Genomic DNA, 21,344 nt, shown 5'->3' with positions numbered 1-21,344 from the left:
TTAATTATGCATCGTAAAAAATTATCGTGAATAAAATAAAATAAAATAACAAACAAAAACAATCACCAAACAAACTATATTATTTTGAATATACTGCATCGGTAATTAAAGGATTGTGACAGAGGGAGAGACGTTGATTTCGAGGCAGGAAGGAAAAGCCAAACGGCGGGGCCAGCGCGCCCCGCCGTGGTGACATCAAGGGCGGGAGGACGGCCGCCACAGCCACAGCACGGCAATCGCCAGTGCAAACAGTGCGCCGAAGCCCATGCCGGTCGCCACCGCGGGCGCGCCAGCCCGAATGGCTAAGGTATACAGCCCAAGCATCACCAGCATGGCGGTGTTTTCAACGAGGTTCTGTACCGCGATGGCATTACCGGATCCCACGCTCTGTTTGCCCCGCTCCTGCAGCAGCGCGTTAAGCGGAACCACGAAGAAACCGCCGAGTACGCCAATCACTAACAGCAGCAGGTAAGCATTCAGCAGCGTATGTTGCAGCGAGAAAATTACCACCACGATCCCAATCAGCACACCGGCAGGCATACAGCGGCGCACAGTCTCCAGCGTAACCAGCCTGGCCGCCAGCGCCGCGCCCACGACGATACCGACCGCCACCATGGCATTCAGCGTGGTCGGGGTTTTGTTATCCTGGATCCCCAACGCTACCGGCACCCACAACACCAGCAGAAAACGCAGCGTGACGCCTGCACCCCAGAACATGCTGGTCCCGAGCAGGGAGAAACGCGTTTCAGCGTTGTTCCACAGTACGCGCGTTGCGGCAATAAAGCTGCGCAGCATGGCCGCGAAGTTCCAGCTCTGGCCGGGACGCGCGGCGTGCAGTTTGGGGATAAACAGGTTCGCCGTTACCGCCACGGCATAGGTCAAGGCACAGACCGCCAGCGCGGCAACCAGGTTCCAGTCAGCCAGGATGCCGCCCGCCACCGAGCCCAGTAAGATCGCCGCAATGGTGGAAGCTTCCATCAGCCCGTTGGCTTTGACCAGCTTCTCGTCATGGGCGATTTCCACAAGAATGCCGTATTTGGCGGGCGAATACGCCGCCGCGCCGATCCCCACCAGGGTGTAACCCAGGAAGGGATTGAAGCCAAAGCAGATGATCATCGCACCCAGTAGCTTCAGGCTGTTGGCGAACATCATGACCCGCCCTTTGGCAAAGCTGTCCGCCATCTGCCCCACAAACGGGGCCAGCAGGATATAGGTTGCCACAAACAGCATCTGCAGGATCGGCTGGCTCCAGTCGGGATAGAACTGGTTTTTTAATAATGCCAGGGTGGCAAACAGCAGGGCATTATCGCCGAACGCGGAGAAAAACTGCGCCACCATTACCGCTATCATGCCGCGCGACAATAACGGCGCATCACGTTCTACGATCATGCCTGTTCCTCTTCCGCCATGTTTTTCAGCGTGACATAGTCAGGTTTACCACTGCCCAGAAGGGGCAACGTTTTTACCACGCGAATGTCGCGTGGTACGGCCAGCTCGGCAGCCCCCAGCTCACGCGCGGCTTTTTGCAGGCTCTCGCGTGCCAGTTCGCTGTCGGTAGTAAACAGCACCAATGCTTCACCTCGATTACCGTCAGGGCGCAGCGAGGCCGCATGCTGTTTATCCGAAGAGGCCTTCAGGGCAATCTGCTCGACCACCTCCAGTGACACCATCTCACCGGCTATTTTGGCAAAGCGTTTGGCTCGCCCCTGAATCTGGCAGAAGCCGCCCTCATCAAAGCTGACGATATCGCCGGTATCGTACCAGCCCGCTTCACTCTGGCCTTCGCCGTTATCAGCGGCCGGGGTTTCCAGCACGCCGGGGTTCTCGACCCGCAGATAGCCCTTCATGATGTTAGGGCCACGCAGCTGTAGCTGCCCGCCGTTTTCGATGCCCGGCACCGACATCAGGCGAGAATCCATTCCCGGCAGGATACGGCCCACGGTATGCGCTTTCGCGGCCATCGGCACGTTGATCGCCACCACCGGCGCGCATTCGGTGACGCCATAGCCTTCCAGAATACGAATGCCGTACTTGTCCATATACAGCTGGCGCGTGGTTTCCTGCAACTTCTCTGCCCCGGCCACCACGTAGCGCAGTCGCGCAAAGTCATAGGGCTGGGCAAAGCGGGCATAGTTGCCCAGGAAGGTGGAGGTCCCAAACAGAACGGTGCAGTTACGGTCGTAAACCAGCTCCGGCACGATCCGGTAGTGCAGCGGGCTGGGATAGAGAAAGACCTGCGCCCCGGTCATCAGCGGTGTAAACAGCCCCACGGTCAGGCCAAAAGCATGAAACAGCGGCAGGGCCGACATAAAACGGTCGCGCGGCGTAAAGTCTGCCACGGTACGGATCTGTTCAACGTTGGCCAGCAGGCTTTTGTGCGAGTGCACAACGCCTTTGGGATGGCCTTCCGATCCCGACGTAAACAGCACCATCGCGGCCTCTTCCGGCTGCTGCGCCACCTGGGCCTGGCGCGGCGCGATCAGATGCGCCAGTATCCAGAGCTTGTCTTTGAGCGTGACGGTATCCTTCAGATCTTCCAGGTAGATCCACTGTACCTCTGTCAGGCCCTGCGGCAGGTGCCACAGGTTGCCCTTGTCCAGAAACTGGCGGGACGTAAACACGGTTTTCACTTTTGATGCGGTCAGCGCCGCGCGCATGCCGCTTACGCCAGCGGTATAGTTCAGCATCGCAGGCACGCGCCCACGCAGGGAAGCGCCCAGGATAGCCGCCGCGGTGACCGTGGCGTTAGGCAGCAGCAGCCCTACGTACTCGTTGGGCTGACTGTAACGCTCCAGAATCCGTCCGACGCCCAACGCTTTTTTCAGTAAACCGGTATAGCTGTCCGGTTTGAAATTCACATCTTCAATGCAGCGTTTAAACGCGCCGTAGCGCTGGCGGGCATTGAGGAAAGCCTCAAACAGGGTTTCCCGTGGGCGCACGGCCATGCGTGCTTCCATCATAATGTGATGCAGGTGTTCACCGGCCAGCACGCGACGATCACGGGCGCGTTTCGCTTCAGGCATCGGAATATGGGTGCCGGGTAAAATGCTGAGTGTGATGCGCGGAAACAAACGACGCTTAAAGACGCCCGCCAGGCGACCAAACGGCGTAAACTCGGCGCCTTCAATGCGCATCGGCACCACGGTGGCACCAGATTTTGCCGCGACAAATCCGGCCCCGCTGTAAATTTTCATCAGCGATCCGGTGACGGTAATCCGGCCTTCCGGGAAAATGACCACCGGACGCCCGCTGTCGATCAGCCGCACCAGCTGCTTCAGCCCCAAAGGTTTAGTGGGATCGAGCGGAACAAAATCCACGTACGGCTTGATGAGACGTAAAAACCAGTGCTCGCTGATCGATGAGTAAATCGCAAAAACCGGTTTGATGGGCAGAAACAGCGCCAGCAGCGCCCCATCCAGAAACGAGGTGTGATTCGGGGTAATCAGCACCTTCTGCTTATGCAGTTCAGCGAGATCGCCCCGGAGTTCAACCCGCCACAGCAGGCGGAATACCAGGCGGAAAAAGGTGAATAACATGCCGGCTCCTTAGCATCTTAAAAATAGCCACTCACGATGCAGGATTTAGCCGTAATCGACAACTGATTATTGGCAGATTTCAGCGCTATGCCGCCTTCATGGTGCGGTATGCCAGCCGCCGCCCAGCGCCGCGATCAGCGCCACGCTACTGACCCACTGTGTGCTTTTCAGCGTCAGTAAACTTTGTTGCGCGCTCAGGCTGCTGTTTTCGGTTGTCGCCACATCCAGATAGTCAATCATCCCGGCCTCATACTGATTGCGTGTGACCTGCGCCGAAGTCTGCGCGGCGGCGGTGGCGCGCTGCTGTGCGGCGATTTCGCCCTGCAGCGTGTTCAGTTCCACCAGGCGGTCTTCGACATCCTGCATCGCCGTCAGCACCGTCTGTCGATAGTTCGCCACGCTGGCATCGTAGGCAGCGCGGGCCTGATCCACACTGGCCGAGGTGGCGCCAAAGTCCAGCAGCGAGCCGCTCAGCTCGGGTCCCAGCGACCAGACACGGTTAGGTAACGCGAACAGGTTATGCAGCGCAGAGGCGCTCACGCCGCCGCTGGCGCTGAGGGTGAGATCGGGATAGTACCCGGCGGTGGCAACCCCGATCGCCGCGTTGGCTGCCGCCATTTTACGCTCGGCCATGGCGATATCGGGACGGCGCTGCAGCAGTTCGGCCGGTAAGCCGCCGGGGATCGCCGGTAAGGTTGCCGTCAGGGTTGCGGCAGGCAGGCTGAAATCCGCAGGCGCTTTGCCCACCAGCAGGGCGATCGCATGTTCCATCTGGGCGCGCTGCCACTGATAATCCTGGGCCGAGGCGCTGGCGCTCTCCAGCTGTTGCTGCGCCTGTGCCACCGTGGCACGGGATTCCGTTCCCGCCTGATACTGGTTCTGTATCACGCTCAGATAGCGCTGATAGGCGGCGATGCTCTGCTGATACAAACCAATTTTTTCGTCCATGATGCGCAACTGGAAGTAGTCTTCCGCCAGCTCGGTCTGGGCGCTCAGGGTGATATTGGCGAGTTCCGCTGCGCTGGCCTGCGCGCTGGCCTGATCCTCTTCCCGTGTCCGACGCAGTTTGCCCCATAAATCCAGCTCCCAACTGGCATTCAGCGCCGCCTGATGGCTGCTGCTGGTGGTGCGCGTGCTGTCAGTGTGGCTGCCGCTCCGCGTCGTACTGGCGTCATAATCCAGGGTGGGAAACAGCGCCGCCCGGGACTGCGCCACCAGCGCCTGCGCCTGGCGATACTGCGCCGCGTATTCAGCCACATTCTGGTTAGAGAGGCTGACCTGACTGAGCAGGCTGTTTAGCGTGGCATCCTGGTACACCGACCACCATTCGCCCTTGTGCCGATCGTCCTGGGGCGTCGCCTGCTGCCAGCCTCTGGCCTCTTTGTAGTGAACCGGCATCGCCATCAAAGGGCGTTGGTAATCGGGGCCAACAGTACAGCCGCTCAACAGCAGCACCAGCACGGCCGGAAGACGTGATTTCATGATTCAGGTTCCCGCATGGCGCAGACGACGCCATTGACGTTGGGTGGCACGGCTCAGGCGATCGAGCCACAGATAAATAACCGGTGTGGTAAACAGCGTCAGCAGCTGGCTCAGCGCTAACCCCCCGGCGATGGCAATGCCGAGCGGGCTGCGTAAGTCGGCATCACCGCCGCTGCCCAACGCCAGCGGCAGCGCCCCGAAGAACGCGGCCAGCGTGGTCATCATAATGGGGCGAAAACGCATCAGGCAGGCCTGGGTAATCGCCTGCTGCGGTGACAGGCCAAGCCGCCGCTCGGCATCAATGGCAAAGTCGATCATCATAATCGCGTTCTTTTTTACGATACCGATCAACAGGATAATGCCGATCAGCGCGATCACCGTGAGCTGCGTATTGGTCAGTAACAGCAGCAGCAGCGCGCCCACGCCCGCCGAGGGCAATGTCGACAGAATCGTCAGCGGATGAATATAGCTCTCATACAGCACGCCAAGAACGATATAGACCGCCACCAGCGCCGCCACAATCAGCCACGGCATCGTGGCGGTCAGTTGATTAAATTCGGCCGCTGTGCCGGCATAGCCCGCCTGAATGGTTGAGGGCAAGCCAATCTGGGCCATCGCCTGTTTGATCAGCGCCTCTGCCTGCTCCAGCGAGACGCCGTCATTCAGGTTAAAGGCCACGGTGCTGGTAGCTGACTGCCCCTGATGCGTCACCGTCAGCGGGGCATTGCCGCCCGTGAAGCTGACAAAGGCCGACAGCGGAATGCGGTCGCCGCTGTCGTTAATGACGTACAGCTGCTGCAATATCGCCGGATCGCGGGTATCGCTGTCCTGCAGCGACATCACCACGTGATACTGATTGAGCGTATGGTACAGCGTGGCAATCTGGCGCTGGCTGAACGCGTTATTCAGCATCGTGTCCAGCATCTTCACATTCACCCCCAGCCGGGTGGCCTGGTCGCGGTCGATCGTCAGCATCACTTCCTGACCGCCGGTTTGCGCATCGGAATCAACGCTGTTGAGCTGCGGAATCGCCGCCAGTGCCGCCTGGACTTTAGGCGTCCACTCGCGCAGCAGGGCCAGATCGTCCGCCTGCAGGCTGTACTGATAGGTGGCATTGGCACTGCGCCCGCCGATGTGCAGATCCTGCGCCGCCATCAGAAACAGCTGCGCGCCGGGGATCTTACTGGTTTTCTGGCTTAAGCGGTTAGCCACCTGGCTGGCCGTGGCATCACGCTTGTCAAAAGCTTTAAGCCGGACAAAAAAGTCGGCGTTATTGCGCGAGCCAAACATCCCGCTGCCCATGGATGACATCACGCTTTCAACGGCAGGATCGGACCGAATGATGTTGGTGAACTGCAGCATCTTCGGCTTCATCGCCTGAAACGAAATATTCTGATCCGCCCGTAAGGCCCCCATCAGCAGGCCCGTATCCTGTTCGGGGAAAAAGCCTTTCTGCACCACCGTATAGAGAAACAGGTTAAGCAGCACGGTGAGCAGCAGGCTGAACAGGGTCAGTTTCTGATGGCGCATGACCCAGTTGAGACCGCGCGAGTAGGCCGCAAGCGCGTGGTTTAACTGATTTTCAATCCACTGATAGAGCGGATGCGGGCGCTTGCTCACGTTGGGTTTCGGTTTCAGCAGCCGCGCGCAGAGCATCGGCGTCAGGCTCAGCGAGACAAACATCGAAATCACCAGGGAAACGGTTAGCGTGATCGCAAACTCGCGAAACAGCCGCCCCAGCAGGCTGCCCATCAGCAGGATGGGAATAAACACGGCAATCAGCGAGACCGTCATCGACAGCACGGTAAAGCTGACCTCCCGCGCACCGCGGATGGCCGCACGCAGCGGGCGCTGGCCGGCTTCAATATGGCGGGTGATATTTTCCAGCACCACGATGGCGTCATCGACCACGAATCCCGTGGCGATGATCAGCGCCATCAGCGACAGGTTATCCAGGCTGTAACCCAGCAGGTACATTACCGCACAGGTTCCGATCAGCGAGACCGGTAGCGCCAGGGCCGGAATAATCACCGCCTGCAGGTTGCGTAAAAAGACAAACACCACCGCAATCACCAGCAGCACCGCAATCAGCAGCGTTTCTTCGGTATCGTATAGCGAGGCGCGCACGCCGGGCGAACGGTCCACCACCACCTTAAGCTGAGTATCGGCAGGCAGATCTTTTTCCAGGGCAGGCAGGCGGGCTTTGATGGCATCGATCGTGTCCAGCATGTTGGCGCCCGCCTGGCGCTTGATGCCCACCATGACCGCCGGTTGGGCATTGAGGAAGCCGGCCTGATAGCGATCCTCCACTGAATCGTACACGCTGGCGACGTCGCCCAGGCGCACGACATTGCCGTCTTTGTTGCTGATAATCAGGTTGCGATAGCTGGCGGCTTTGTCCAGTTGGCCATTGCCGTCCACCATCCACGACTGGCTGCTGCCCTGCAGCGAGCCTTTAGGCAGCGTGGTGGTGCTGTTGGCCACCGCGCTGCGCACCGTATCCAGCGAAATACCCGCATGGATGAGCTTAAGCGGCTGCAGATCGATGCGGACCGCAGGCAGCGAGCTTCCCATTAATGACACGTCGCCCACGCCCTTGATCTGCCCCATCGCCTGTTCGATTTTACTTTCGGCCAGATCGTAGAGCTCACCCGGCGAGCGGGTGGCGGAGGTCAGCGCCAGCATGACAATCGGCGCATCCGAGGGGTTGGCTTTGTGGTAGGTCGGCAGCGATGCCATCGCGCTTGGCAGCAGGCTGCGTGCCGCGTTGATCGCCGCCTGCACGTCGCGTGCCGCGCCGTTGATATCCCGGTTAAGTTCGAATTGTAAAATGATGGTGCTGGAGCCCTGCGAGCTGTTTGAGGTCATCTCGGTGATACCGGCAATCTGCCCCAGCGAGCGTTCCAGCGGCGTGGCAACCGTTGCCGCCATGGTTTCCGGGCTGGCACCGGCCAGGCTGGCATTAACCATAATAGTCGGGAAATCCACCTGCGGCAGCGGGGCCACCGGCAACAGGCGGTAGCCCAGCACGCCAAGCAGCAGAATCGCCATCGTCAGCAGCAGCGTGGCGACCGGGCGGAAGATAAACAGCCGGGTCAGGTTCATTGCCCGCTCCGCGCCTGTTGCTGACGGCGTTTCACCCAGGCATTGCCGCGCTGGGCAATCCCATCAAACCACAGATAGATCACCGGCGTGGAGAACAGCGTCAGTACCTGGCTGACGATCAATCCGCCGACAATCACCAGCCCCAGCGGCTGCCGCAACTCGGCGCCCGATCCGGACGCGAGCATCAGCGGCAGTGCGCCCAGCAGCGCCGCCATGGTGGTCATCAGTATCGGGCGGAAACGCAGCAGACAGGCCTGATGAATGGCTTCCCGGGGGGAGAGATGCTGCTTGTTTTCGGCCTCCAGCGCAAAATCGATCATCATGATGGCGTTCTTCTTCACGATGCCGATGAGCAGAATCACCCCGATCAGCGCAATCAGGCTGAACGCCGTATTCGCCAGCAACAGGGTTAACAGCGCCCCGACCGCCGCGGAGGGCAGTGTCGAGAGGATCGTCACCGGATGGATAAAGCTTTCATACAGAATGCCCAATACCACATACATCGTCAGCAGGGCCGCCAGTATCAGCCACAGCGTGTTACCTGTGGCGCTCTGAAACGCCGAGGTTTCTCCCTGATAGCGCAGCGTAATCGCCGAGGGCAGCTGCAGCTGCGCAGTCACTTTGGTAATGGCGTTCTGCGCATCTTCCAGCGAATAGCCGTCATTGAGATTGAAGGAGATCATCACCGCCGGAAACTGATTCAGCCGCATGTGCATCAGCGACCCGGTCCGCTGGTGGATCGTGGCGATGGCGGTCAGCCTGACCATGCCGCTGCTGGTGGTTGTGGCCGTGCTGGTGGCGGTTGAGGCTGATGAGGTATCCGGGCTGCTGCTGGCAGAGGTGCTGTCTGATGCGGTGCTGGACGTGCCGGCAGAGGGTTTCAGATACACATCGTCGAAAGCGGCCGGGCTTTGCTGGTATTGCGGAGCGACTTCCAGCACCACGCGATACTGATTCGACTGGGTAAAGATCGTCGAGACCAGCCGCTGTCCAAACGCGCTGTAGAGCGCGGTATCAACGTCCGCTGCGGTCACGCCCAACCGCGCGGCTTTGTCCCGGTTCAGCTCGACATAAGCCACCTGGCCCTGATCCTGTAGGTTACTTACCACGCCGTTGAACTCTGGCCGTTTCTGCAAGGCCGCCACCAGTTTCGGCGACCAGGTCACCAGGTCTTCGCTGTTGGCATCGTCAAGGGTGAACTGATACTGGCTCGGCGTGACCTGATCGTTAACCGTCAGATCCTGTGCTGGTTGCAGATAAAGCTGAATGCCGACCACGCGCGTTGCCGCCTGCTGCAGCTGTTTGATGATTGCACCGGCTTTGTCGTCGCGTTGACCAAAGGGCTTCAGGTTGATCTGCAACCGACCGCTGTTCAGGCTGGTGTTGTTGCCGTCAATACCGATGGTCGAAGAGACGCTCTCAACCGCCGGATTTTGCATGATCACCGCAGACAGCGCCTGCTGGCGCTTCGCCATCTCGGTAAAAGAGACGTCCTGCGTGGCCACGGTCACGCCCTGAATCAACCCGGTATCCTGAGTTGGGAAGAAGCCTTTGGGGACAAGGATATACAGCAGCGCGGTGAGAGCAAAGGTCGCCAGCGCCGCCAGCAGCGTCAGTTTCTGATGATCCAGCACCCGGGTCAGCAGGCGATCGTATCCGCGAATCAGCCAATCAAAAACCTCGCCGCCTTTGCGCGCGAAACGGGACTGCTTCTCGGGCGGAACAAAGTGCAGCAGGTAAGCACATAGCATCGGCGTTAAGGTCAGCGAGACCAGCATTGAAACCAGAATGGATACCGCCAGCGTGATGGCAAACTCGCGAAACAGGCGCCCCACCACATCGCCCATAAACAACAGCGGAATCAGCACCGCAATCAGGGAAAAGGTCAGAGAGATGATGGTAAAGCCAATCTGCTGCGATCCCTTTAACGCCGCCTCCAGCGGTGGCTCCCCTGCTTCCAGCCGCCGGGAAATATTCTCGACCACCACGATCGCGTCGTCGATCACAAAACCGGTGGCAATCGTCAGCGCCATCAACGACAGGTTATTGAGGCTGAAGCCGGCGAGATACATCACGCCAAAGGTTCCCACCAGCGAAAGCGGTACCGCCACGCTGGGGATCAGCGTGGCCGCCACGTTACGCAGGAACAGAAAGGTCACCATCACCACCAGCGCAATGGAAAGCATCAGCTCAAACTGGACATCGCGGATGGAGGCGCGAATGGTTTGGGTACGATCGGACAGGATGGTCATTTTCACGCCGTCGGGCAGCGCGGCCTGCAGCGTGGGCAACTGCGCCTTGATGCTGTCCACCACCTGGATGACATTCGCCCCCGGCTGGCGCTGCACGCCGATCACGATGGCCGGGTGGTTGTTGGCCCAGGCAGACTGAAAGCTGTTTTCCGGTCCCTGCTCAATATGGGCGATGTCCTTCAGCCTCAGGGCGGCGCCGTTCTGGTAGGTCAGAATCAGGTTGCCGTATTCGGCGGCGGTGCGCAGCTGGTCGTTGGCGTCAATGGTGACGGAGTGATAGCGGCCATCAAATCCGCCCTTGGAGCCTTTGACGTTGCTGTTGCCGATAAGCGTATTCACGTCTTCCAGCGTCAGGCCATGGGCCGCCAGCGCCTGAGGGTTCATCTGCACGCGAATTGCCGGTTGGTGACCGCCCGCGAGCGTTACCATGCCCACGCCGGAAATTTGCGAGAGCTTGAGCGCAACGCGGGTATTCACCAGGTCCTGAACCTGCGTCAGCGGCAGAGTATCCGAGCTGGCAGCTAAGGTGATGACCGCACTGTCGGCCGGATTGACCTTTTTATAGGTGGGCGGCGTGGGCAGATCGGTCGGCAGCAAATTATTGGCGGCGTTGATGGCGGCCTGCACCTCCTGCTCGGCCACATCCAGCGACAGATCCAGGCTGAACGTCAGGGTGATGATCGACGATCCGCCTGAGCTGGTCGAGCTCATCTGGCTCAGGCCTGACATCTGCCCCAGCTGGCGCTCCAGCGGTGAAGTTATCGTCGATGCCATTACGTCCGGGCTGGCACCGGGATAGAGCGTTGTCACCTGAATGGTTGGGTAATCGACCTGCGGCAGCGCCGACGTTGAGAGAAACCGGTAAGCAAACAGGCCAGCGATCAGCACGCCCGCCATCAGCAGGATGGTGGCGACCGGACGCAGAATAAAGAGGCGTGACGGGTTCATTGTGCCTCAGCCGGTGGAGTCGGTTGGGTGCTGTCCGCGACCGAAACTTTACTGCCGTTGGTCAGGCGATCGATCCCTTCCGTGACCAGACGGTCGCCAGGCTTCACGCCCTGCAGAATAGCCTGCCACGTCTCACCGTAAGCCGGACCTGCCGTAACCGGCTGGCGCGTCACGGTGTTGTCTTTATTGATGATAAAAACAAAGCTGCCGTCGCTGCTCAACTGTAACGCCTGCGCCGGAATAATGGTGGCGCCTTTCAGCACGCTGGTTTGCAGGCGTAGGTTCACAAACTGGTTGGCGTACAGCGCCTCGTCGTCGTTAGCGAACATGGCTTTCAGCGTAATGGTGCCGGTCGCCGTGTCGATCTCGTTGCTGATAAATTTCACCTGCCCCTGACTCAGGGCATGCTGGTTATCCTGATCGAAGGCGGTGGCGGGCAATGTCCGATCGTGATGAAGGGCTTTTACCAGCGTCGGGATATGACTTTGGGGCACGCTAAAGGTAACGGCGGCAGGCTGCATCTGGGTAATGGTCACCAGCCCGGTCGTGGAGGCACTCTGAATCATATTGCCCGGATCGACCTGACGCAGCCCTACCCGACCACTGACGGGTGCGGTGATGCGCGCATAGCCAATATTCAGCCTGGCGCTGGCAATCTGGGCCTGATCGGCAGCCACTGCGCCGCGATACTGTCCCACGGTCGCGATTTGCGTATCTAAATCCTGGCGGGACAGCGAGTCCTGGGCCGCCAGTTTACGGTAGCGTGCCAGCGTCAGTTCGGCACTTTTCAGCAACGCCATATTTTCGCTGAGCTCCCCCTGATACTGATTCAGCGTGGCCTCGTAGCTGCGGGGATCGATCTGCGCCAGCAGCTGGCCCGCTTCAACCTTCTGCCCTTCGGTGAAGTAAACCTTCTCCAGTTGACCGTCTACCCGGCTGGTGACCGTTACGCTGGCATTGGGGATCACCGTACCCAGCGCGTAGAGATAGACCGGCACATCGGCGGTGCTGGCGGTGCCGCTGTGAACCAGCGTCGTGCCGCCTTTCAGCATACCAGGGCCGCCATGGCGTCCGGCATGACCGCGCGCGGGCAGGGTGCCACCTGCGCCTTTATGGCCCATCAGTCGCCATGCCACGGCGGCAACGATTAACAGCGCAATGAGCAGAAGCAGCCATTTCAGCCAGCGGGAACCACGGGTACGGGGAGCGTGAGTAGTCATCGAACTCTTCAGGTAAACAGGGATAAAAGAAATCCTCCGGATGGGAGGCATCGTCGAAACGGCATCTGCAAAGATTATCGGCTACTTGTGTTACGACTTTCCATCGCCAAACCGTAAGGGTTGCGTTAAGAAACCTTACCAGTCCCCTGTCCACGGGGTGGACCCGCACGGATAACAGGGGCTGGCGGCCGGAATAGTGGGCAAAAAAAACCCACGCATCTGCGTGGGTTGGTGTAATAACGATTGGCCTTGCCGGAGCAGTGCCCGTTTTCACACCCATCAATACCTCTGGGATGTCCATACTCTCACCCTGCAGGAGTCAGTGACAGGTGAAAAAGGAAAATGAATTCGGCGAAATGAAACGAGGTGTAAAAACATCCACACCTCACTTACAGTTTGATTTGGTTAGGATTTATCTGAACCGCTATCCACAGGCTTGCTGTAGATGGCATCCGGGGCAATATTCATGTGCTTGAGCACCGGCCCCATGATGTTACCGAACACCGGCGCGGCTACGGAGCCACCGAAGTGATCGCCCGCGGTAGGATGGTTAATCATTACCACCAGCGCCACCTCAGGATGGCTGGCCGGGGCAATACCTGCGGTGTAGTTCACATAACCGCCGTCATACTTCCCGCTGCTGCCCATCTTTTCAGCCGTACCGGTTTTGGTGGCCAGTCGATAGCCCGGTACCGCCGCTTTCAGTCCGGTACCGCCCGGCAGGACGTCACTTTCCAGCATGTGCACCACTTCCTTGACCGTTTCCGGGTTAGCGACCTGCTTGCCCAGCACCGGCGGCGTCACTTTGGTGATCGACAGCGGACGATAAACGCCATAGGAACCCAGCGTGGCGTATTCACGGGCAATTTGCAGCGGCGTGACGCGCAAACCGTAGCCGAAGGAGAAGGTCGCGCGTTCGATATCGGCCCAGCGCGTGCGGTGCAGCGGGAAATACCCCACGCTTTCGCCGGTCAGCCCCAGCCCGGTGGGTTTACCCAGGCCAAATGCGTAGTAGGTGTTCACCAGGGCTTCCGCCGGCATCGCCAGGGCGATATGAGAAACGCCGATGTCGCTCGATTTTTGCAGAATGCCGGTCATGGTCAGGCGCGGCCAGTGACCGACGTCGCGGATCAGGTGGCCGTTAACCCGGTAAGGCGTGGTATCCAGCACGGAATCCGGCCGGACGAGGTGACGTTCCAGCCCTTCCATCACCACAAGGGGTTTTACCGTTGAACCCGGCTCGTAGCTGTCATTAATGGCGGTATTGCGCATCTGCGCCGGGGTTGCCCCCTGATAGTTGTTGGGGTTGAACGAGGGATAAGAGGCCATCGCCAGAATCTCGCCCGTATCAATTTTAACCAGCACCGCCGCGCCCGAATCCGCCTTGTTTAACAGTACGCCATCGCGCAGCTTACTGTAGAGCGTGTACTGGCTGAATTTATCAATGCTGAGCTGCACCGTCGGCGGCTGAGTGGGCGGCTGATAGCTAATCATCGCGATAATATTCCCTGCCGCATCCTGCCGGTAGACTTCTTTGCCCGGCTGGCCCTGCAGGACTTTATCAAAGCCCTTTTCCAGTCCGTTGAGGCCGGTGTTATCGGCCCCCACAATACCAATCAGCGGCGCGGAGGCTTCGCTCATCGGATAAAAGCGACTGTCGTCGTAGACTTCACTGATGCCTTTAAGCTTCAGATCTTTAATATCTTTGGCGATCCCCAGTTCGACTTTGCGCCCGAGATAGAGAAAACGACGTTTGGGGTTAGCGGTGATCTGCGCCGCGACCTCTTCTGGTCGCATACTTAATGCCGCCGCCAGATAGGCCCACTTGGCGCTGGTAAAATCAGGGTTGCTCTCCAGCACGCGCTGCGGATCGGCGATGACATCCCGCGACGGTACGCTGAGCGCCAGCGCTTCGCCGTTGCGATCCAGTAAGGTGCCACGGCTGGTGGGAAGCGTAACGGTACGCAGCGAGCGCTGATCGGCCTCGTGTTCCAGCATGGGCTGATTAAGAAACTGCAAATCGGCGACGCGCACCAGCAGAACAGCCATGCAGGTAAATACGCCCAGGCAGATCAGGCGAAAACGGAAAGGGTTAAACGGGGCTTTTATCTGGTCTTTACCCAGTAATTTTTTAATCCGGGGCATGGCAATCCGCTGCGCTTAAAAAAAAGAGGTCAATCCCGCAGTTATAATCAAAGCACGGGTAAAAACACAGGAAAACTGTGTATCAGTTCGTTATCGTTCAGTTTATTTCGGGCAAAAAAAACCTGCGTATCTACGCAGGTCGGTGTAATCAAGAAAAAATCAGTTGATGTTCACCCATCAATACCTCTGGGATCCTGAATGTAGCAAGCGAAACGGCTTTTTCGCCACGACTGAAACGCAACAGATGCCTGCAAAATGTAACCAGCCGTGTGAACCTTAGGCTTTTGTGCAAACGACATGTTTTTTAATGTCAACCAGGCAACTCATGGCGTTGGGTCCCTGCGTCAGGGATGACGTGCCGATATCCAGGGTTAACACATTGGGGTTGCCCGCCCGGTCAAACGGCTGCCACGCTTTGCCAAAACCGGGATCAAACCAGGCGCCGGTGGAAATGATCACCACGCCCTGCTTCAGCCCCTCGGTCAGACGCACGCCGGCCAGTATTCTGCCGCGCGCATTGCTGACCTCAATTTCGTCACCGTCTCCGATATCCCGCACCGCCGCATCCTGCGGATGCATATACAGGGTTTCATGCCCGGCGGTTTTGTTACCCTGAACGGTAGCCGTCGCATCTAACTGGCTGTGTAACCGGTCCGATGGCTGAATGGAGATCATGTGTAGCGGATAATCACGGCTGGCTGCCGCGCCCAGCCATTCCTGAGGCTCACGCCATTCCGGATGCCCGGCCATATCCTCCAGGTGGTAGTCGGCGATGGTCTGGCAGAACAGCTCAATCTTACCGCTGGCAGTCTGTATCGGGTTGGCCTCGGGATCGGCGCGGAAGTCTTCCATAAAGATATAAGGCTTACCGCCTTCGGGGATCTCCACAAAGCCACGCTGCCAGAACTCACCGAACTCAGGGAAAGGAATGCCACGACGGCCATGCGCCACCGCACATTGCTGGTAGAGATGTTCTATCCACTGCATCTCGTTGCGCCCTTCGGTGAAGGTATCGCGATAGCCTAAGCGCTCGGCGAGATCGGCAAAAATATCAAAATCGTTCCGTGCCTGATGTTGCGGCTTAATCGCCTGGTGCATTGCCAGTACAAAACGGTCACGTGATGAACCGCCGATGTCATTACGCTCCAGCGTGCTGGTGGCGGGCAGCACGATATCGGCCATCTGCGCCGCAGGTGTCCAGACGATATCCTGGACCACCACGGTATCCGGCTTCTGCCAGCCTTCCACCAGCCGGTTAAGCTGCTGGTGATGGTGAAACGGATTGCCGCCCGCCCAGTGCACCATATGAATGTCCGGATAGTGCAGAGTTTCGCCCTGGAAACCATAAGGCTGGCCGGGATTGAGCAGCATGTCACTGATGCGGGCAACCGGAATGGACAGGCCTGAAGGGTTCGGTCCGGTGCTCATCATCGGCGCGGGGCCTTCCTGACGCGGATTGCCCACGCTGTTCATCGAGCCGTGTCCAAACGAGAAGCCCGCACCCGGCAAGCCCGGCTGCCCGAGCATGGAAGAGAGCGCGATCATCATCCAGTAAGGCTGTTCGCCACGGTGGGCGCGCTGGACCGAATAGGAGCAGGTGATAAAACTGCGTTTGCCGATCAGCTGTCGGGCCAGATGTACAATGCGATCCGCCGGGATATCGGTGATCTTGCTGGCCCAGCCGGGCGTTTTGGCGATGCCGTCGCTTTCACCCAGCAGATAGGCACGTAGCTGTGGCCAACCGGTGCAGTGACGGGCCAGAAACGCCTCGTCGGTCGCACCACGCTGACAAATTTCGTAACCGAGCGCCAGCATCAGCGCCACGTCGGTATTCGGCCGGATCGGGATCCACTCCGCGTTAACAAACTCTGGGCAGTCATCGCGCATCGGGCTGATGTTAATCACCGGCGTGCCTTTTGCCGCCAGCTGCTCCAGCGCCGGTTTCAGGCTGTGCTGGCCTGCGCCGCCGGATGCCACCTGGGCATTTTTTAACGCCAGCCCACCGAAGGCGACAAACACCTCCGCATGTTCCACCACCTGCGGCCAGTCGGTGACGCGCCCGGTCAGCGGCATGTAGGTGCCCATCACGTAAGGCAGGAAAAACTGCGCGGCGCCCCAGCTGTAGTTGCCTTGCTGATCGACGCCACCGCCGCCCTGGAAATAGAAGCGGCGCACCAGGGTACGCGCATGGTTGACGCGCCCTGCCGATGACCAGCCGTAAGAGCCATTAAAAATGCCGGATGCACCGTAGCGTTCGCGAATACGGCGATTTTCCTCGGCCACCAGATCCAGCGCCGTCTCCCAGTCAACGGCAACAAAATCTTCGCGTCCGCGCAGCGTGCGGTCACTGTTTTCGCGCGATTTCAGCCATGAGCGGCGCACCATGGGCTGGCGAATACGTTTGTCTGAGTAAACCAGTTCCGGGATGGTGTTGAGCATCGGCGAGGGATCGGCGTCGGCAAAAAAAGGTTCGCAGCCGATAAGACGATCGTTTTCGCTTACCGCGGTAAAGGCGCCCCAGTGCGCCAGATGTGGCACTTTAATTTTCATGGTCATCGCTATGGCAGGTGTTGGGATCAGCAGCATAGCATGGGCCGCAACCTGAACAGAAGGCATCACCAACCGTCTGATTTTACCCTGTTTGCGACAGCGCTGGCATTCTGTTGTCTTGATGTGCGCCCGCTTTTCCGTAACACTGGTGCGATGTGTAAACGTTTCCCCAAAATCAGGTAATCGCATGGCCACCATTAAGGATGTTGCCCGGTTGGCGGGAGTTTCCGTCGCCACGGTTTCCCGCGTCATCAACAATTCGCCTAAAGCCAGTGACAGTTCACGCCAGGCGGTCAGCCAGGCGATGGAGTCGCTGCAGTATCATCCAAACGCCAATGCACGGGCGCTGGCGCAGCAGTCCACTGAAACGCTGGGGCTGGTGGTCGGGGATGTTTCCGATCCGTTTTTTGGCGCGATGGTGAAAGCCGTTGATGAAGTAGCGGGCCAGACAGGCAACTTTCTGCTGATTGGTAACGGTTACCATAATGAGCAAAAAGAGCGGCAGGCTATTGAGCAGCTGATGCGCCATCGCTGCGCGGCGCTGGTGGTGCACGCCAAGAAAATCCCCGACAGCGAGCTGGAAGTGTTGATGAAGCAGATGCCGGGCATGGTCTTACTGAACCGTCTGCTGAAGGGTTTTGAAAAGCGCTGCATCGCGCTGGACGACCGCTACGGCGCCTGGCTGGCGACGCGCCATCTGATTCAACTGGGCCATCAGAATATTGCGTTTATCTGCTCCACTCACACGATTTCCGATGCGGAGGATCGCCTGCAGGGTTATTACGACGCGCTACAGGAGCACGGCCTGCCCTGCAACGATCGGCTGGTCGCCTGGGGCGAGCCGGACGAAGTCGGCGGCGAGCAGGCGATGACGGAGTTGCTGGGGCGCGGTAAAAACTTCAGCGCCGTGGCCTGCTACAACGACTCCATGGCCGCTGGTGCCCTGGCGGTGCTGAGCGACAACGGCGTGCAGGTACCTGAAGAGATGTCACTCATCGGCTTTGATGACGTGCTGGTTTCCCGCTACGTTCGGCCTCGCTTAACCACGGTGCGTTACCCGATTGTCACCATGGCGCAGCAGGCCGCTGAACTGGCTCTGGCGCTGGCACATCAACAGCCGCTGCCGGAAGTGACCAATATGTTCAGTCCCACGCTGGTCCGCCGTCATTCAGTCGGCGGCCCGGCGACCTCATCCTGAGTTGATCCTTGCCTTGCCGCGACGCACAGCGCGGCATAATCTCCCCCTGGAAACCCATCCGCCGAATCAGCTTCAGGCCATTGTTCCGTATGTCTTTTCCATCCCTCATCTTCTGCGGAATAAGCCGGTGGCATTCGTGTTGCAGGAAGGCGGCAAGGTGAGTCATCCCCGGGAGCTTACTGCAGTAAGTGACCGGGGTGATGAGCCGCGGCCAACGCACCTGCGGCGCGAAGGACGCCAGCTTATTGGCTGGGGTGATGAGCAGCGGCAAAGGTCACCTGCGGCGCGAAGGACGCCCGCTTATTGGCTGGGGTGATGAGCTGCGGCCAAGGACACCTGCGGCGCGAAGGACACCCGCTTATTCATTTGAAGGCGCGGAGGAGGGCCTCAAGAGGCCTGACAAGGGCGATGACGGTTTCGTCCTGCACCTGTGCCGCCGCATCCAGCTTCGCATGCATCTGCGCCATTTCGCTGGCCCCAAACGCCTGGTTACGGACATAGGCATTCACCATGTTGATGCCCATGACGCTCAGCTCATCCACCTGTTTCGCGCTGCTTTCCAGCGCCTTAAGTGGCGCGCTGCCGTTGAGTAATGGCGCAACCTGAGCAGCGTTATCGTGCCAGCGTTGGAGTTGAGAGCGAATAGCTGCGGCAGCCGCCACGTTGCTTCTGTCTTCAACCAGCGCGACCACCTGCTTATCCAGTGTTCTGACGGCGTCGCTTTCTGCCGGTAAAACATCGGCCAGCCGGTTCAGCGGCTCAAAGTAGTTGTAATGCCCGGCCTGAAACTTGAGATGCTGTCGAGTGTAATACTGGGCCGGTTCCAGCGCCTGAGCCAGCACGCGCAGCGGCTGAATATCCGTGCTGTTTGCAAGCCGCGTCATCTGTCGGTCTGCCTGATAATGCTGCTGCAGCCCCACCGATACGGTCGTCCAGCGGTCCATTGCCGCCAGCCGCTGGTACATGCTGTCGGGATCGGTGACATCCTGGGCTGACCATAACCGCTCCGCCACCACAAACGCACGCGGCCAGAGTTTGGTATCAATAATCGCGCTGTTGACGTTTTCGGCCCACAGCGCGGCCTCACCGCCCAGCAGGTTTTGCTGCATCTGGCGCGCATCCGGCAGCACAGGCTGAATCCCCCTGGGCACCGCGTCGAGCCGCTGCCCTTCGGCCGCGTAACGGACGTTACCCACCAGCATGTATCCGCTCAGTTGATTGTTCGCCAGGGTGACGACCGGTTTGAACGGTCCCATCCAGGTATCCACCGTGAACGTCAGCCGGTTCGCCGAAAGCCAGTCGATGGCGTTCACCAGACGACGCGATTTTCCGGCAAAGTCGATAAAACCGCGCCAGCCGTTGCTGCCTTTAATCAGGGTGAAACTCCCCGTTACCGGGCTGCCTTTTAACCGCGGCATGGTAAAGGACCAGCTCTGAGCCTGTTCGCCCGACTGCACCACATCTTTGCCGTTAAGGCCCTGAGGATAGATTTCGTTGCGATAGTGATAGCTGGCCGGCTGAGGCTGATCGAGATAAAAACCCGTGGACAGAATGCCGCGATAGCCGTTTTTCGCTACCGTGCCCAGTGCATCCTGTCCCTGCCAGGACTGAATCAGAATGCTGTGCGGCAGATCGGGATGGGCAATTTCATCCCAGCCCACCATGCGCCGCTGGTGTTTTTCGAGGATTTTCTCAACGCGCTGATTGAACCAGGCCTGCAGCGCATGGGGATCGGCTAATCCACGATCGCGCATAAACTGCTGAACAGCGGCGGATGCCTGCCACTGGCTGGGATCCACCTCATCGCCGCCGATATGCAGGTAGGGATCGGGGAAGATCGTCGCCATTTCCCCCACCAGCGCGTCAATAACCTGATAAACCTGTTCGTTGCTGGGATCCAGCAAGGGTTTGAAAACGCCCCACCCGCGTTCCATCTGATACGGACCCGGCGCGCTGATCAGTTCCGGCATCGCCACCGCCAGCGCGGAGGCATGGCCGGGTATATCCATCTCCGGCACCACGCGCACGCCACGCTCAGCCGCATACTGCACCACCTCACGCATCTCCGCCTGAGTATAGAAAAGCCCGTCGCTGGCTTTCTGCTGCAGTTGCGGATAGCGGAGGGAGGCAAAGCGCCAGCCCTGATCGTCGGTGAGATGCCAGTGCAGCACGTTCATTCGCGCCGCCGCGATCCCATCGATCTGGCGTTTCAGCGTTCTGACCGGCATAAAGTGGCGGGCGCTGTCGATAAGGATGCCGCGCCAGGCAAAGCGCGGTTTATCGTGAATCGTTATCCAGGGAATGCGGGTACCTTCGGCACTGTTTTCTATCAGCTGCAGTAACGTTTCCATGCCGCGCATCGCGCCAAAGCGGCTGTTGGCTTTCAGCAGCACGCCGTCGCGGTTGACGTCCAGTTGGTAACTTTCGTCGCTGTCAGGCTGAGGGACAGGGTTGACCGCCTGCGCGATGGCAATACGAATTGTGGGATGCTCAACCGGCTGATCGGCGGGTAACAGCGGCCAGCCGGTTTGGCGAGCGATGCGCGACAGCCAGCGTGTTTCGGCGCCGGGCAGCGTGTCCCCGACAATCTGTAGCGTCAGCTGTGGGGTGAGCGTCAGCCAGCCTGCGTGGGCAGGTTGCTCAACCTGCTGTGGCCACGGCATGAGCGGCAGCGTATCGGCGGCGGCGGAAAAGGTCAGCGCACAACAACAGATCAGCACATTTCGACGTAACGGCATTGGCACGGCTCCCTGCGGGTCAATGGCTAAAAAGAACGATAAACAGAGTTAAGTCATTTTGCTCCGCTAAGCAAATTCGCCCGCCGGAAAAGGCGATCTCGGGTCTGTTTTTTTTCAGTGTCGATTTTATCTTCTTGTTCAAGGCTTCTTTGCTTCAGGTCAAAAACAAG

General features: G+C 59.1%; 10 protein-coding genes. 1 reads left to right on the top strand and 9 read right to left on the bottom strand.

Features of this window, described 5'->3' with window-relative positions; translation table 11 throughout:
• Positions 1-195 precede the first annotated feature (195 nt).
• From lplT to EL29_RS20430, 8 genes are all read right to left on the bottom strand, one after another.
• Positions 196-1,389 (bottom strand): lysophospholipid transporter LplT, encoded by a 1,194-nt coding sequence (gene lplT / locus EL29_RS20465; RefSeq protein ID WP_013024379.1) that lies wholly within the window; start codon positions 1,387-1,389, stop codon positions 196-198.
• A complete protein-coding gene (aas, locus tag EL29_RS20460) occupies positions 1,386-3,536 on the bottom strand; it encodes a bifunctional acyl-ACP--phospholipid O-acyltransferase/long-chain-fatty-acid--ACP ligase (RefSeq protein ID WP_028715975.1) in 2,151 nt (716 codons plus the stop codon). Before aas ends, lplT begins: the two co-directional genes overlap by 4 nt.
• A gap of 96 nt (positions 3,537-3,632) precedes the next feature.
• A complete protein-coding gene (locus EL29_RS20455) occupies positions 3,633-5,018 on the bottom strand; it encodes an efflux transporter outer membrane subunit (RefSeq protein ID WP_015701085.1) in 1,386 nt (461 codons plus the stop codon).
• A gap of 3 nt (positions 5,019-5,021) precedes the next feature.
• Positions 5,022-8,123: an efflux RND transporter permease subunit gene (locus EL29_RS20450; protein WP_028715974.1), complete on the bottom strand. Its 3,102-nt coding sequence runs from the start codon at positions 8,121-8,123 to the stop codon at positions 5,022-5,024.
• Complete coding sequence (locus tag EL29_RS20445; protein WP_028715973.1) at positions 8,120-11,323, bottom strand: efflux RND transporter permease subunit; 3,204 nt, start codon at positions 11,321-11,323, stop codon at positions 8,120-8,122. The genes EL29_RS20450 and EL29_RS20445 overlap by 4 nt, the downstream gene beginning before the upstream one ends.
• On the bottom strand, positions 11,320-12,543 hold the full coding sequence (locus EL29_RS20440) for an MdtA/MuxA family multidrug efflux RND transporter periplasmic adaptor subunit (RefSeq protein ID WP_014606735.1): 1,224 nt from the start codon (positions 12,541-12,543) through the stop codon (positions 11,320-11,322). The genes EL29_RS20445 and EL29_RS20440 overlap by 4 nt, the downstream gene beginning before the upstream one ends.
• 405 nt (positions 12,544-12,948) lie before the next feature.
• Positions 12,949-14,688 (bottom strand): penicillin-binding transpeptidase domain-containing protein, encoded by a 1,740-nt coding sequence (locus EL29_RS20435; protein ID WP_014595174.1) that lies wholly within the window; start codon positions 14,686-14,688, stop codon positions 12,949-12,951.
• Between the two features lie 276 nt (positions 14,689-14,964).
• Positions 14,965-17,238, bottom strand: coding sequence for a molybdopterin guanine dinucleotide-containing S/N-oxide reductase (locus EL29_RS20430; RefSeq protein WP_028715972.1), 2,274 nt, complete (start codon positions 17,236-17,238; stop codon positions 14,965-14,967).
• A 187-nt stretch (positions 17,239-17,425) separates the two neighbouring features.
• Here EL29_RS20430 and galR point away from each other — a divergent pair, with 187 nt between their 5' ends.
• Positions 17,426-18,436: an HTH-type transcriptional regulator GalR gene (galR, locus tag EL29_RS20425; protein WP_013024371.1), complete on the top strand. Its 1,011-nt coding sequence runs from the start codon at positions 17,426-17,428 to the stop codon at positions 18,434-18,436.
• A 362-nt stretch (positions 18,437-18,798) separates the two neighbouring features.
• On the opposite strand, the gene EL29_RS20420 is transcribed toward galR, so the two are convergent.
• Positions 18,799-21,174 (bottom strand): beta-N-acetylhexosaminidase, encoded by a 2,376-nt coding sequence (locus EL29_RS20420; protein WP_028715970.1) that lies wholly within the window; start codon positions 21,172-21,174, stop codon positions 18,799-18,801.
• Positions 21,175-21,344: the final 170 nt, after the last annotated feature.

Origin of the sequence: Pantoea ananatis LMG 2665 (assembly GCF_000710035.2) — a bacterium.
In the GTDB taxonomy this organism is placed as follows: Bacteria; Pseudomonadota; Gammaproteobacteria; order Enterobacterales; family Enterobacteriaceae; genus Pantoea; species Pantoea ananatis.
Note: the sequence above shows the minus strand (reverse complement) of the source record. Positions and strands in the feature narration are given on the sequence as shown.

Coding starts and splice junctions, on each gene's coding strand:
- EL29_RS20430 (WP_028715972.1), bottom strand. CDS start 17,238: ATGAAAATTAAAGTGCCACATCTGGCGCACTGGGGCGCCTTTACCGCG.
- aas (WP_028715975.1), bottom strand. CDS start 3,536: ATGTTATTCACCTTTTTCCGCCTGGTATTCCGCCTGCTGTGGCGGGTT.
- EL29_RS20450 (WP_028715974.1), bottom strand. CDS start 8,123: ATGAACCTGACCCGGCTGTTTATCTTCCGCCCGGTCGCCACGCTGCTG.
- EL29_RS20435 (WP_014595174.1), bottom strand. CDS start 14,688: ATGCCCCGGATTAAAAAATTACTGGGTAAAGACCAGATAAAAGCCCCG.
- EL29_RS20455 (WP_015701085.1), bottom strand. CDS start 5,018: ATGAAATCACGTCTTCCGGCCGTGCTGGTGCTGCTGTTGAGCGGCTGT.
- galR (WP_013024371.1), top strand. CDS start 17,426: ATGGCCACCATTAAGGATGTTGCCCGGTTGGCGGGAGTTTCCGTCGCC.
- EL29_RS20445 (WP_028715973.1), bottom strand. CDS start 11,323: ATGAACCCGTCACGCCTCTTTATTCTGCGTCCGGTCGCCACCATCCTG.
- EL29_RS20440 (WP_014606735.1), bottom strand. CDS start 12,543: ATGACTACTCACGCTCCCCGTACCCGTGGTTCCCGCTGGCTGAAATGG.
- lplT (WP_013024379.1), bottom strand. CDS start 1,389: ATGATCGTAGAACGTGATGCGCCGTTATTGTCGCGCGGCATGATAGCG.
- EL29_RS20420 (WP_028715970.1), bottom strand. CDS start 21,174: ATGCCGTTACGTCGAAATGTGCTGATCTGTTGTTGTGCGCTGACCTTT.